The organism is Alteromonas sp. G5_S2_22_S1 (assembly GCF_054968525.1).
In genome coordinates this window covers 1-13,998 of the sequence record NZ_JBQKUJ010000032.1, presented here as the reverse complement: position 1 = coordinate 13,998, position 13,998 = coordinate 1, and the positions used below count along the sequence as shown (strand labels likewise).

The 13,998-nt window shown below is 42.1% G+C and carries 11 protein-coding genes; 3 read left to right on the top strand and 8 right to left on the bottom strand.

Annotated features, from left to right (window positions below):
* Positions 1-623: 623 nt before the first annotated feature.
* From ACTRWF_RS19395 to ACTRWF_RS19370, 6 genes are all read right to left on the bottom strand, one after another.
* On the bottom strand, positions 624-1,499 hold the full coding sequence (locus ACTRWF_RS19395) for a DUF3800 domain-containing protein (protein WP_462836076.1): 876 nt from the start codon (positions 1,497-1,499) through the stop codon (positions 624-626).
* Complete coding sequence (locus ACTRWF_RS19390) at positions 1,499-2,389, bottom strand: hypothetical protein (protein WP_462836075.1); 891 nt, start codon at positions 2,387-2,389, stop codon at positions 1,499-1,501. The genes ACTRWF_RS19395 and ACTRWF_RS19390 overlap by 1 nt, the downstream gene beginning before the upstream one ends.
* Positions 2,382-3,836 (bottom strand): restriction endonuclease subunit S, encoded by a 1,455-nt coding sequence (locus ACTRWF_RS19385; protein WP_462836074.1) that lies wholly within the window; start codon positions 3,834-3,836, stop codon positions 2,382-2,384. The genes ACTRWF_RS19390 and ACTRWF_RS19385 overlap by 8 nt, the downstream gene beginning before the upstream one ends.
* Entirely contained in the window at positions 3,833-5,341 is a 1,509-nt protein-coding gene (locus ACTRWF_RS19380) for an N-6 DNA methylase (protein ID WP_462836073.1), read from the bottom strand. Before ACTRWF_RS19380 ends, ACTRWF_RS19385 begins: the two co-directional genes overlap by 4 nt.
* Before the next feature lie 38 nt (positions 5,342-5,379).
* Complete coding sequence (gene hsdR, locus ACTRWF_RS19375) at positions 5,380-8,832, bottom strand: type I restriction-modification system endonuclease (RefSeq protein WP_462836072.1); 3,453 nt, start codon at positions 8,830-8,832, stop codon at positions 5,380-5,382.
* 180 nt (positions 8,833-9,012) lie between these two features.
* Positions 9,013-10,188: a hypothetical protein gene (locus ACTRWF_RS19370; protein ID WP_462836071.1), complete on the bottom strand. Its 1,176-nt coding sequence runs from the start codon at positions 10,186-10,188 to the stop codon at positions 9,013-9,015.
* Here ACTRWF_RS19370 and ACTRWF_RS19365 point away from each other — a divergent pair.
* On the top strand, positions 10,181-10,483 hold the full coding sequence (locus ACTRWF_RS19365) for a hypothetical protein (RefSeq protein ID WP_462836070.1): 303 nt from the start codon (positions 10,181-10,183) through the stop codon (positions 10,481-10,483). The genes ACTRWF_RS19370 and ACTRWF_RS19365 overlap by 8 nt on opposite strands.
* Before the next feature lie 220 nt (positions 10,484-10,703).
* Here the strand turns inward: ACTRWF_RS19365 and ACTRWF_RS19360 are convergent, their stop codons facing one another.
* The gene (locus ACTRWF_RS19360; protein WP_462836069.1) at positions 10,704-11,102 is read right to left on the bottom strand and encodes a hypothetical protein; all 399 of its coding nucleotides are present in this window, start codon (positions 11,100-11,102) and stop codon (positions 10,704-10,706) included.
* A 38-nt stretch (positions 11,103-11,140) separates the two neighbouring features.
* Positions 11,141-11,464 (bottom strand): hypothetical protein, encoded by a 324-nt coding sequence (locus ACTRWF_RS19355; protein WP_462836068.1) that lies wholly within the window; start codon positions 11,462-11,464, stop codon positions 11,141-11,143.
* A 107-nt stretch (positions 11,465-11,571) separates the two neighbouring features.
* Here ACTRWF_RS19355 and ACTRWF_RS19350 point away from each other — a divergent pair, with 107 nt between their 5' ends.
* The gene (locus tag ACTRWF_RS19350; RefSeq protein ID WP_462836067.1) at positions 11,572-11,898 is read left to right on the top strand and encodes a hypothetical protein; all 327 of its coding nucleotides are present in this window, start codon (positions 11,572-11,574) and stop codon (positions 11,896-11,898) included.
* A 124-nt stretch (positions 11,899-12,022) separates the two neighbouring features.
* The gene (locus ACTRWF_RS19345) at positions 12,023-13,774 is read left to right on the top strand and encodes a tyrosine-type recombinase/integrase (RefSeq protein ID WP_462836066.1); all 1,752 of its coding nucleotides are present in this window, start codon (positions 12,023-12,025) and stop codon (positions 13,772-13,774) included.
* Positions 13,775-13,998: the final 224 nt, after the last annotated feature.

Genomic DNA, 13,998 nt, shown 5'->3' with positions numbered 1-13,998 from the left:
GCTTCAGCAGCAGGCTTCCAATCTAGCAATACAGCGACTATCTCATGCCAAAATGGAAACAGTGCAAACGCGAGGAATATATACCCTAGTGTCATGCTATTTTTTGAAAATTTAATAAGTGTGTTAAACGCTATCTCTTTTGTGATCTGCATATTGATATCCTTAGTTAGTCCTAAAGATATCTAGGCTTGCTAGAGGGAAATTTTTTGCACAAAAGAAAAAGCAGGCATTAAAACGCCTGCTTTCTATTTTTTAGCTCTGCTAGTATCAACCATGATTACAACCAGCGCATTCGTGACTATAACCAAACCAGAGTGCCTAGCCCTGGCTCTTCTACACAGTTAATCTCACGTTACGTGATTTACAGCAACTGCTGGATTTCCTTGTGTGGGCTTCCAATCATTGATCCAGCCGCTAGGACGGCTGGTGATAGCATTTAGCGAAGTGGTCGTGAGCATTCCTCGTCAGTATGATTTAGGCTTCATTATTCAATAGCGTCTAGCCTAGGGAAATATAAAAGTTCCTTTTTCAGAACCATTGCCATTGACTAAAATGGTTACAGATACCATACTATGCAGCAAGTGGATTGAGCATTCTCGGTCGGCGTCAAAACCTCGGTGGATTCATCGGGGTTTTTCGCTTTTTGGACTAGGATAAATTCTCATCCCAACGCCTTTAAAAGCAGTTCCTAAGCTGTCCCTTCCTCCTTCGCAGTAAAACTTTTCTCGAAGAATATCGAAAGCTCTGTTGTTTTGTTCTGGACGAAGTGTATGAAGCCCTATAGGTCGCGCAACTAGGTCTGCTAGTTGTAACCCTGAGGACATAACTTTTTTGTCAGAGAAGATTATTTCATAGGGAAGTTGCAGATTTTGTTTATTGTTACCATCACAGATACGACGAAATTCTAGCTCTAAATCTCGATCCTCTTTATCACCTCTGCATTCAACAACTATGTGTGTTTTCTTTTCGCTCTGGCCTTTCTCCGCAAGAAAACCGTGTAGCGCTTCCATACACATACCCAATGCTATGTGATAAGCATTATCGTCAGGGTTCGAGCGTAACTCTCGTTTATCTATAGTGGCGCTTATCAAGATGAAATTACCGACCTCGATTATTTCAGTCAGCTCGTTCAAAAAATGCTGATGATGCTCTTTGCCTTTAAATATATTGAACGCGCCCTTTCGTCGCCTAATTTCGTTTTCGTGAAGCACCACTTGGTCATGGCCGAAGTGGTTGAACTTAAATTTCTCTAACGCAGGAACAATCACTTCACTGTAGTGGCGTTTGTGAAATACACAAAATGCTAGAACGAAGATGGGATAGTTTTCATCAATACTCTGGAGGCTGTGATCACCACTTTCATCCACGTACACGATATATTTGGAAAAGTCACTTTCATCTAACGATTGGGGGTTGTGACTTTTTAGCTTCTTTAGGTTTTCTTCATCAATCTCAAAAAGCGGCAACTCATGCTGGACGGGCTGTTTTTCATTTGCCATTACCGAGCATCCAGTTCAGTCAACACAAACCATAGACAATTCAGAGCAAGATTGGCGTCTTCTTCGTCTATCGACCTGGTGCTGTGTTTATGGCTTTCATTTGGTTTGCCACGCGAGTGAAGTACGCGAACAATATCAGCATTTTTAGAAATTAAATCCTGACCATCACGTTTTGGGTCATTTACTTTATTGCGTTCAAGGTATTTATTAATTCCTTGGCCTAAATCTAGCGTTAAGTTGTCGGCTAAATCACCAAACACAATACTCAAAGCATCTCGGCACCTATCTACGGTATCTTTTGGCGATAGTTTATTGGCGCTAACTTCAACTTGCTCCAGAGCACGCTTTAATTCTTTTCTTGCAGGCGCAGAGTATTTATTGAAGTTTACGTCCGGTACAACGCCTAAGCTTCTGACTGCTTTAAGCGTTAGCAATAGCGCTTCATCGTATTGTTTTTCAATCGAAAGAATACTCCAGATACTATGATGTGGAGCCTCACCAATTGTGACATTTGGAAACTTTGAAAGTCCTCTTAACTCGTTCAGTGGTGAACGCTGGTAGGTAAAGAGTTCGGTTTCTTGCGCAGCGCCGCTTGCCCAACCAACTAACTTTAAGTCTTTTCTAATTTGATCGTGTACTCGCCAGACCTTTGGCTGCGTTTCAGTGGACAGCTTAACCACTCGGCCACGCCGAATTTTAGTAATAGGGTCGAAGCTGTCTTCTCGAAAGAGTAGAGGAGAGAAACCATCAATGCTGTGAGTAGGAGCATCAATATTTAGTTCGTGAAAGGCTATAGGGAACAGGTTTGAACGACCTTCAACAGGTATGCCTGAACCCGAAATTCCTTCATAAACTCTGCCTGTGTGTTTACAGATCCCAAGCTCACGCATTTAGCGCCTCAACTGAGTTTTCAATTTCGGTGATTTCTGACTCAACAGGTTTTGTTAGTAACTCACCTTTAAATGCTCTAGCGAGTATTGACTGAGTAAGGTTATCTAATCGAGCTTTAGCTGCGTTATATTGATTTTCTACCAAAGAAGCTTCTTCAAAAAGCTTTTCAATTCTCCGAACTATTTCTTTTTGTTCTTTTAATGGAGGTAATGGGAAAGTCAGAGCTTCTACATCGGCAACCCGTAAATGCTTAACACCTGAACCAATCGCCTGCCTGTTCATTCTTTCCTTAAAATCAAGCGATAACGTATTAAAAACAACATACTTTGCTAAGACATATTCAGGTGCAGGCCTCAACAACATCATTCGTTGTCCCATGCACAATCTTGTATCATCAGGCACTACACCCGCCTCCCCCATAGGTGCTTCCCTAGTAAATATGATATCACCTGGCTCCGGAGGACACCTTCTAGCCCAAAATTCATATGTTTCTTGACTAATAAACTTTGCCCCCTTTAAAGAAATGACTCCATCTCTGATATCTGTAGTTCTTATGAGGGGTATCCCACTTTCGATATAGGGAGCCGTTTTGTTGTGACAATCTACAACTTTCAACATGGACGACATAAAAGAAGTCCAAGCCCATCCGTTAGGCAAGCGCGAAGTAGGAAGCACAGGAGAGTGATTTTTTACTTTAGCTGATAAACGCTTAGTTTCTTTGTTACCTCTAGTAATCTCATCAATGTATAAATCTTTTCTCATGTCTTGCAGTTTTGCGAGAAGAGTAATAGCTGTTTCTTCATTAGGTTCATCATCCCTCCACTCCTTCGTCAACTCCCCCGAAGTTGCAGCTGCAAGCACAGACTGGCGGAAGCGTTTCAAGATGGCAGGGATTTTATCGAGGCGGGCCTGTGCGGCTTCGACTTTCGCGAGCACGCTATCGAGTTTGTCTGCGATACGTTTTTGTTCTTCTAGAGAAGGCGCTACTAGCTCGAACGCTTTTAGTTTCTTCTGATTTATGGAGGACTGATTAACAGCATGTTGAGCATTCTTCGAAAACTCACCTAATGCTCGTAGATATTTACAGTAGTAGTTAAAAAATCGAGGATCTACGCTCTTTTCACATTTTAGCCTCAACAAGTTGACTCCATGATATAAAACAATATCAGCAGAGACTAGCGCCGTTTTACCTAAATGGATTGGGCTGTTGATATGACTGAAAAGGATATCTCCTTCTTCAAGGCGATATTTGTCAATTTTGCCTTCATCATATTCAGCGAGAAAGCCTACGCGTGATAAATCGACGCGCTGGTCAGCTATCGTTTCAATTCTGGATAAGGGTATACCATTACCCTCTTTATTTTGCTTGCCATTCATACCATTCGTTATTAACGACAATACTTCTCCAAAAGTTTTTACTGACCAACCTTTCGGCACAAAACTCATAGCACAACCTCTTCCGAAGCCTCTGCCACATCCAACTCAACCAAAATTGACTGCAAATCAGTAATCGCCCCCGCCAACTCTTCAATGGCTTCGTTAATCAGCACATCTGGTTCAGGCAGTTTAGATGCATCTTCAACGCTATCATCACGAATCCAAGCCAAATCTAAAGAGTCTTCTTTCGCTGCGATTTCTTCGCGAGTGAATTTACGGAGGCGACAGGTATCTACATCACCCACATCACTGCCGTTTTGATGATTGTCGATAAACGCTTGTCGCTGTGCCTCATCAACCTGAGTAAGGTCGCTGCCTACTGCCTCATAAAATTCATCGAAATGAGCTTTGGTTAAGACTGTGCGTTTGCCAAACTGCGGCATGTTCGCTCGCATATCGTAAACCCACACATTTTTGGTGTTAGCTGTGTCTTGATTCACATCTTTTGGCTTGTCGAAGAACAGCACGTTGGTTTTTACGCCCGCCGCGTAAAAAATCCCTGTCGGCAAACGAAGGATGGTATGCAGATTACATTTTTCCATCAAATCGTTACGTATCTTGCGCCCTGTAGAGCCTTCAAACAATACGTTATCAGGCAGCACTACTGCTACTCGACCACCAGGCTTAAGCATGGTTTGGTACATGGCATGAAGAAAGGCCAACTGCTTATTACTGGTGTAATGTACCAAGTCGTCACGGGTTGGTACGCCACCGCCCTGCTTTGTGCCAAAAGGCGGATTGGCTAGAATAAGCGAGGCTTTGGGTAAGGCTTTACCTTCGTTTGATAAGGTATCGCCATACAGTACGCCTGCGTTGTCATCGTCAATCGCTAAGTCGTGCAGCATTAGGTTCATCATTGCCAAGCGGCGTGTATCGGGTACTAATTCCATGCCGAAGAAGGTTTTATGCTGGTACTTGTCGTAAGCTGTTTCCGAAAGGCTTGAGATGTCGTTGTGTTCTTCCAAATATTTATGCGCAGCGATGATAAACCCGCCTGTGCCTGCTGTTGGGTCTACAACAACATCATCCAGAGTTGGGCGCATTAGCTCTACCATAGCATCGATAAGCACCCTTGGTGTGAAGTATTGGCCTGCCCCAGACTTCTTCTCACTTGCGTTAATTTCCAGCAAGCCCTCGTACATGTCGCCCAAGCCTTCTACTTTTGCTGAGTACCAGTCAAGCTTGTCGATTTCGGTTACCAACTTATTTAATGTTGCGGGTTTGCGAATACATGTTGCTGCATCAGCAAAAATCGCTTTTGTAATTAACGAGCCATGTGAACCAAGGTGAATAAGTAGCTTTTTGTATTCTTCTAAACGTGTCGCAGCATTGAAGTTTTCAATATCGCTCCAGCGATAATTTTCAGGAATGAGATTATCCTGTCCCGTCTCTTCAACCATTTTCAGGAAAATTAGGTAAGTTAGTTCGTTCAGATACTCATGGTAAGTTACGCCGTCGTCGCGCAATACGTGACAGAGGTTCCATAACTTACTGATTAAATCTTGTGTACTCATACTACTGTCTCTTATTTGGTTCGTTACACAGCCTGAAATTAGGCCGTTGCTTTATCATCTGTGTAGCCGCCGTCATCATCGTTCACCCACAATGCACGATTAAACTGGGAGAGGATGTCGGTAATAGGCTGGTCGAAGAGTTTGTTGGCGCGATTGATTCCACCTAGCCGTTGCTTGAAAATACCTTCATTCAAGTTGGCTTCATCAACGATAATGTTAGCTTTCATTTGTTTGGCAATGGTGCTTAACCAATCCCGCTGCGGTGTTTTCCACGGCTGGCTTGCAAGTATTCTATCTAATGCTCTATCTACTCGTTCTTCGTATGGGATAAGGGCTTCACCTATAGCGGCTTGGCGAATGTAACCAATGATTCTGGCAGCGATATCTTCGTTTCGTACTTCTTTCCATGCCGCCTTAAGATCTTCTTCTCTAAACTCGTTTTTTTCAAGCTCTAATGCTAATTGTTTCAAGCTTTCACGGGTTAATTCCCAAGGGCGTTGAATGACTGTTTGAATAGCAACCATTCTATTGCTATTGGCATTAACGAAGTCGTTAAAAGCAGTTAGGTAGTCTTCTGGCTTCTGGCCGCTGCCATAACCTGTCGAGGTATCGAGCACTTCGTCTTCATGCTCAGAAACCACAATTCGATTAAAACCACCCGTGCCTTTTACTTTCATATCGAGCAGCTCGCCTAAGCCTGGGTTATTTAAAAACCAGTCTGCTACTTCCTGCACTGGCTTTGCTTTTAACTCTTGAGCAAACTCCTGAGGCGGCTTTCCAACAATGCGTTCGAATTCGCTTTGCTGGGTTTCAGTAAGGTAGCGCTTCTTACTTTGAAGCTTACTCAAAAACTGGTCTTTCGCGAGTTCCTGAAGTTTGCTGTCTTTACCCTCTTTAATCTCGCTTTCTAGTTTGCTAAAGGTAATGTCTACGTTCGTGACCACGGGCTTCATGGTGTTCACTTTTTCGAGCTGCTTGTATATGTCTACAGCATCGTAGATTCGAAACCGCTCTTTAGCGATGTCGTCACAGCGACGTGTAGCACGACCCAGCATCTGCTCGTAGAGAATGCGACTATTCACACGGCGCATAAAAACAAGGTTGCAGATAGAGGGTACGTCCACTCCGGTAGTCAGCAGGTCTACCGTGACTACAATATTAGGGAGACGGTCATTCTTATAACGCCGGATAAGCTGGAGAGGTTTATCGGATGCACCTGTTATTTTCATGATAGCGTCATCGTCAACTGCCCCATGATAATGCTCACATGCGTCTTTAAGCGCCTCTACCATCTCATCAGCATGTTTGTCGGTTACACAAAAGATGAGAGTTTTTTCCTGAGAATAAGGGTCGATTGAATCACTTTCTATCAGCCACTTCGCTATCGCCTTGGTAAACTCTGGCGCTATTACTTTTCTGTTGAACTGTGCAACATCAAAATCGAGTTCATCGGGTGTGTGAATAAGTTCAAGTTGATTAGTTTGTGGGTCGTAAACCTGTACTTCCTCATTCACGTTATAGTGAATACCATCGGTGTTGAGTTTGGTATGAATTCTTACAGGGGGAAGATGGTCAACCAGATAGCCATCAATTACCGCTTCGGTATAGCTATAAGAGAATACAGGGTCGCCAAAGATATCGGTAGTATGTATGGCAGGCGTTGCTGTTAACCCAATTTTAAATGCATCGAAGTAGTCTATTACAGCACGGTATTTAGACACGTAGTCTTGCTGGTCTCTAAACTTTACTTCTGTTTCACTCAGCTCTCGGTCTAACAGGTAACCACGGTGGCACTCATCCACAACAATGCAATCATACTGCCCTACTCCTGGCCTAGAGGCATCTTCTGATGGGTACATGATACGCTTAACCAAACCCTGTACTGTAGCCACGTGAACTTTTGTGTCGTCATCTGGCGTTGGTTTGGGATTTTTTTCTGGCTCCATTCCCAGTACGTCAAAGGTATCTGCGAACGTATTAAGGTTTTCCATGCGCACTTCACCAAAATCGACAGTGGCCTGAACGCCCAAAGCGCTACGGTCTACCAAGAATAGAATTCGGCGAAAACGCTCTGCTTTCAAAAGACGGTATACCAGCGCAATACAGGTTTTTGTTTTACCTGTTCCGGTTGCCATCGCTACAAGCGCACGCTCTTTCTCATCTTTAATGGCCTGCTCTACGCTGAGAATGGCCTGCTTCTGATAGTCACGTAACTGAAGTTCGTATTCAAAACCCATGTCATCTAGTTGCGCGTTGGCTTTTTGGGGTGTTTGGCGCAAATACGTTTTGATTTCTTGAGGGGAGTACCAGCCTTTCAACGCTTTGCGGCGATTAGTGGTGTCGCGAACGTCTAAAAACCAGATTCCGCTTTCTTGCTCCAATTGTTTTAAATACGCGCGGCCATTGGTTGCGAAAGTAAGCGGCACCTTAAACTCGCCGTATTCTGTCACTTCAATATCACCAGTTAACGATGCAATACCTTTTGCATAGCGTTTGGCCTGGTCGATAGCGCCATATACGTTCTTCGCATTTTTCTTTGCTTCGACAACAGCTACCAGCGTTGTGCCGATAAAGAGCGCGTAATCAGCTGGCCCAGAATCTGTGGGCCACTCGGCAATAGCACGGTTTTTATTGGGTTCTGGCCGAGCGCCTTTTGAATAGCGTAAGTTCTCTGTATCAGCTTCCCAGCCAGCATCAATAAGTTGCTGGTCAATGATGACACGGGTTTCCGCTTCATCCATTTCAAAGTGGGACTTTTCAATGCGCTGAAGCTCAGCGGCTTGCTGCTCTTTTGGTTGCGCTTTGAAATGGTCAAAGTTGACTTTGTTTTCATGCTCAACTTCAGCGCGATAATTGGCAAGCGCTTCTTCTTGCTCATGCGCCAATTGTTCCCATATCTCACGCTCTTCAGCCATTCGCTCTGCACGAAGGCGTTCAGCCTCGGCTTTTTCATGCTCAATTTGACTAAGCTTTTCAGCAATTTTTATGCGGTCTGATGTGCGTTGAGATTCAATTTTGAGTTGTTCTAATTGCTCTTCTATTTCTCTAACGTAAGCGGAGGGATCTTCAGGTTTTACAAACTTGGAAACTTTAAAGCCTTTGGCCTTGTCTCCCCCAAATGTGCTGTGAAACCACATGGAAAGCGCGTGACCTACCATCATCGACTTCAGGGCGTCGCGGTGGCTGCTACTATCAAACTCGTGGGTTGCTGTATTCCCTAACTTTCTTAAAGTATGAAAAGCGCCTCGAACGTTGTCATCTAATCTAAGTGAGTAATCTATATCGCGAAGTAAATCTACTTGCTTGATATCGTTGCCATACTCAACGCCCACACGGGCTGCAATATTTTGGGCAATGGCTTCGCCGAGTTGGCGCATTTTGATAAGAGTTGTATTAGGATCAGAGGAGAAGTTGCGTTCAGCACTTGCGGCGAGGTTATAAAACCAAACACCGTGTGCTTTAAGAAATTCAAAATTACTCGTAAATACCATACAACTTTCCTTGTCTACCCATCTACTGCTCACACTATATACTAAAGTTTAATCTTGATTAAGATTTTACTGAATACAGTGTGTTCGAATTTAATAATTATATCCGCAAGTTAGCATTACTTTTATTCAACCTCCACGTCACTCATCGCGCCTCTGATTTATGCTCAAAGGTTACCTCGCTCAAATCTTGAAATATGAATAAGGAAAGCCTATAGAATTCTTCACTGGATACTCTTTACTCAGCCTGGATTCATAATGACTAAAAGCTCGAAACTTATTAAATTCGTGAGCTGATAACGCCTTCCTTGTATCAAAAAATATCGATATATCTGTACTGAACAAAAACATGCTCCCAAATTGGAGCAATGGAACTTCGTTTATATGCGGAAGCGCTACTGTATTACTGTTCAATATGGCGTTGAAACTTGAAATTCCGCTATAAGAACAGGGCTTGAAGTTACCCACCAAATATTTAGGCCAAGGCAGCTCCCCCTTTTCAGTCTTTATAAAAGTCTTCACACCTTTAAGTTGTTTGCCATATACGTTATTGAGGTGCTCGATTCTTTTGACAATTTGTAGAGCGTGTTTTGTTTTTCTTATCTTGTAAGCTGCTAGTGCAGCTCTGTCTCTCTGAGAGTGTTGAACAGATTGCTTCTCTGCCAATTCATTTTTTCGAATTAAATCTTCTAGAAAGCAAATAACCTCTTCAATCGAAAATTTAGGAGAACTGAAGTAGGGTTTAAGCTTCGTATTAAGAACAGTCGGCGATAGAAACTTTTGTGACTCACCAAAATTAACTAAGTCACCATCAACAAGTACCTTAAATTGCAAACGCTCAGATTCAGTTAGCGCTTCGAAAAACGTTTCAATCAATCCATCGTAACGATGGTTAAACTGTAATATTGTTTTTTCGGAGAGCGGCTTTACTCGCTTATAAATGTTATTTAAAGCGCTTATCTTGCTGTCTGCATCGATAATTTTTTGCTCTAATTCTTCGTACTCAGCATGTACGACACGCCCTATTCGACGTCCCAAGCTCCTTTTTATTTCTCTCTGTTTTTTGATAATTGCCCTTCTGTCCTCACTAGATAAAACACTATCTTCAATCCATTTATTGTTTTCTATTTGGGTAATTTTACGGACATCGCTTGCCACAACGTAACTTTCATCGACGAAAGCTAACTTTTGTTTAAGTGCGGACATCTCTACATTTGTGGATTTTTTGTAGACCAACTTATTCCATCCGATTGATTTTAAAGCCCAAGCACAAATTACACCTTTTTTAGCAACGCCGCCGCAAGAGTATTTAAATACCAATATCAACACAACACATAAGCAGGAACTAAAAATGAACATACTTATTACTCTTACACGAGGCGCTATCAAAAACGGCTACATAAACCTAAGAGGCAATCTAGACAAATTTGAGAGTCGGTATATTGGCGCAAGTGGTGAGGATCAGCATGGACATATGTTGCTGCTTGATATAGGTGATGGCGAAACCTTCGATAGCGATGTATGCAGTACGTATCACCGTTTTCGCAATAGGACTGCCCTAAAAGCACTTGTACAGAAATATGGGGTTAAAGCGGGAGACACAATATCTCTTAAAAAGCTATCAACCAGTCATTGGTCAATTTCAAAAATGTAGTCATAACCCCAGCGGGCGGTGGGTTTGGTAACACCCGCAACCAGGCTTTAATCTTCACTCCCCGATACAATCGGTTCGAAGATATTGGCTTTTTACAAGGATATTAATGCGATTAGGGGTATTGATAGAGAGGTAAAATCCAAAAGTGACTGGCTGACAGCGGGAAAGACCGCGATATTCCGAGTGCCTTGTATTTGAAAAAGCCTCCGCAAGGAGGCTATTAGTATTTAAGAGTAAGTTTTCTCCACCGAGCTTTACACGCAATCATCCACGTTTCAGCATCGATACCAAAAACTGACTCTATTTCATCCGAGAAGTGTTTAAGAAAGGCACGAATCTCTTCGTGATATCTCAGTAGAACAGTCAGCGCTTCGCGGTGATTTCGGTATTTACCTTTGTCATCAGATAATTCATCAATTAACGAAGAACTTAGCGATATCCCCAGCCATTGGCCTGTTTCACTGCGATGTAAGTAAATATATCGCTGGAAATCAAGCCGTAAGTCCTCATCTTCAATTTCTAAATTTGCTAAAAGCAATATAGTTGAATCATCACCTGCAAAAGGAGATCTCGACTGCCTCTTATATTTTCGAATGATACTTGGCTTTTTGTCTTGCATATTGTTACTCCTATTTGTACTCAGAAGTAACTAAGCTCCTAGTCGGGAAAATCTTCGCTAATGTCGTCGAAGTCAAACTTCATTTGTTCTGAAAAGAATTCGAAATCGTCCTCTGTCCACTCTGCATATAACAAAGGTTCACTCACTACTACACCAACAAGCTCTCGAATCAAAGGCAAATACGAAGGGTCAGTAATCACCTGATTTTGCAATACTACTTTCATTATCGAATCTTCGATGTGTTGGTTATTTCTATACTGCGCACCGTCTATTTCATCTCTAAACAAGAGAAACGCGTTAGCTAGTGAGCCAAAAATGTCAGAGATAACAGCGGAGCACAGGTAAGTGTTATTGGTTGTCATAAAATTCCTTAATTTAATAGGTTTCATGACTAAGTAGTTCGCGTAAACGAAAAATTTCCGTGCGCGTAGCTTATTTCCCTATAAGACTTAAATGATGGAGATAGGACATGACAAACTTGAAAGTGGTTGAAAGGTCTACGCACTTTTTCTCAGATGATGAAGACTGTATTGCACTATATGAGAATAATGACTCATATATTTACTATGTTCGAAATTACGTATCACAAACTGAGTTTATCATCATAAGCCATGCCCTTATGGATACACTCCCAGAGGAGGCCAAAACTTTAACTGGTGTGTACGTAACAATGCATTTTGGCGTGTTGAAGTATTTTCAAGACGAAGTAACGCACCACGTGATGACAAAAGGCTTGCTAGCGCACTTTCACTATCTTTTTAACTGCACAGTTTCACGTTTTATTGAACAACTGTAGCAATACTGAGCCAACTGAAAAGTTGGCTCTTTTTTTCGCCTAGAGCTACAGACAAAAAATTTACGTGCTTTTGGAAATTCTACATCGATTACACTGCTATCAAATCATGAATTAGGTAGCAACATTGTTTCAATCGCAACAGTCTCACAAGCCGGAAACACTTGGGTATATCCCGAGTGTTGCTGCTGGTGCTGTTCGACAAGAAATACCTAAGACAACAGTCGCAGATGCTTCAATTCGTCCAATGGGCCTCAAAGAGGCTGCGCAGTTTCTCTTACTTTCAGAACATGAAGTGATTGCGTTAGCTAACGATGGTTTAATAGCTCATCGATACTCAAAGAGTCTCAACAAATATTTCTTCAACTTGCGTGGCTTATCTTCGTTTTGCGAATCGCTCGACAATTGCGAGCATCTTCAGGAAAGTAAAAGTGATAATCACGTAGCTGAGACCTCAACAGTTGATTGTATTTCCAGCGCCGATAATAGCTCACACAACAAAATAGACGACTCAAATAAGGCAGCGGAGTTCTCAGAAGTAGCGTTTGAACCAAAAGAAGCGTCCCAACTACCTACTCCTCTACCAGGACGTATAAAGCAATTTCAGTTTACTGATACAAACAATAAGCGAGCTTTTTCACGCTTGAATCATTTGCTTGCACGTAATAAAGAGGAGCTTTCATCTCTTTTAGATGAATGGTCTTTGTCAGATAAAGAATTTTGCTTGGCGAGAAGTTTCATCGAATATTTTAAAGTGAACGTAGTCAACGTAAATAATAAAGATCCTCAAAAGAAGAGAATGGATTTGAGGAGTGCGGATGAGCTTGCTAACTTGTTTAGGGAAAATAAGTTCAACTTGCGAGAAAGGCTGAACAGCAGCGACCACAAAGAAGCGGTCAAACTCGCAGCAGCAAGTTTGAAAGAGAAGTTATCTCTGCTAGATATCGACTTCTCTTATCTCGAACACTTTCAAGAGCAGAATTTTGATTTGTGGAATGAGGTTTATCGAAAGGCCAAAAGAGCAGTTCGTGATAAGAAGTCGTCTACTAAACAAGTTGAGCAAAGATCAAGAAAACTCGCTTTTTTTAACTACATGTTCGCTACCACCGATCTCCGAAATTTTTCCCAAGAATTAGTCGAAGAGATTAACGATGCAATTGTTTTGAACGGTAAGCAAGACAGTACCAGAAACAAGTATTTAATCGAATTAAGAGCTGTATATGACGAACTATTTGCGAAGCGTCTTATAAATGAAAATATCAAAGTGTGTTCTTTCCAATCAGGTAAACGTGAGTTAATTGAATTGTCTACTGAGCAATTTACTAACTTCCGCGACGAATATGCTCGATGCGCTACTGAAGCAAACCTACTCACTTTTGCGTTTTACTCTGGTGCAAGGAAAGGCAATACACTCAACCATATTTGTACTTCGAGTATGAAGCTCAGCGATATTGAAGACTCAACAATAAGGAACAGCAGCTTCATAAAAATTCCTGCTCGTCACGCCAAAGGAAGCAGGCTCATCACGATTCATGTAACGAAAGCCCTTAGGGAGGTTATAGAGCGCCAGTTAGAATATCGTAGGAAAAACAATATTACGCATGACAATTTGTTTGCGCTGGATAATACAGGAGCAACAATTGAGTTTGATATGACGAGATGGGAGGCCGCTTTGGAAAAGGCAGGGATTGATAAGACCTTTAGATTTCATCATTTCCGTCACAATCGAGCCTATCAGATTCTACTTGAGGGCGGAAAATTTGAAGATATTCAGCAGCTTTTTGGCTTAGCGAGCACTAAAATGGCCGCTACAGTTTATGGGCACCTAGACATCACTCAAGGTGCGCTGAACGTGAATGAAAAGGCGGCAGCGAACTAGTTCTATTATTTAGCTTTTAAATCATTAATGTTGATATTTTTAGAGGAGCAATGTTGATGGTTTATAAAAAGAGTAATTCCAAATTCTGGTTTACGAAGTTTCAGGTTTCATTTGCTGACAAGGTTAAGCGTGTTCATTGCAGCACCAAGGAAACTGTGAAAAGCCGTGCAGAGCACTTTGAACACCGCCTTCGCGATGAAACGTTAGCTATACTGATGCGTAAC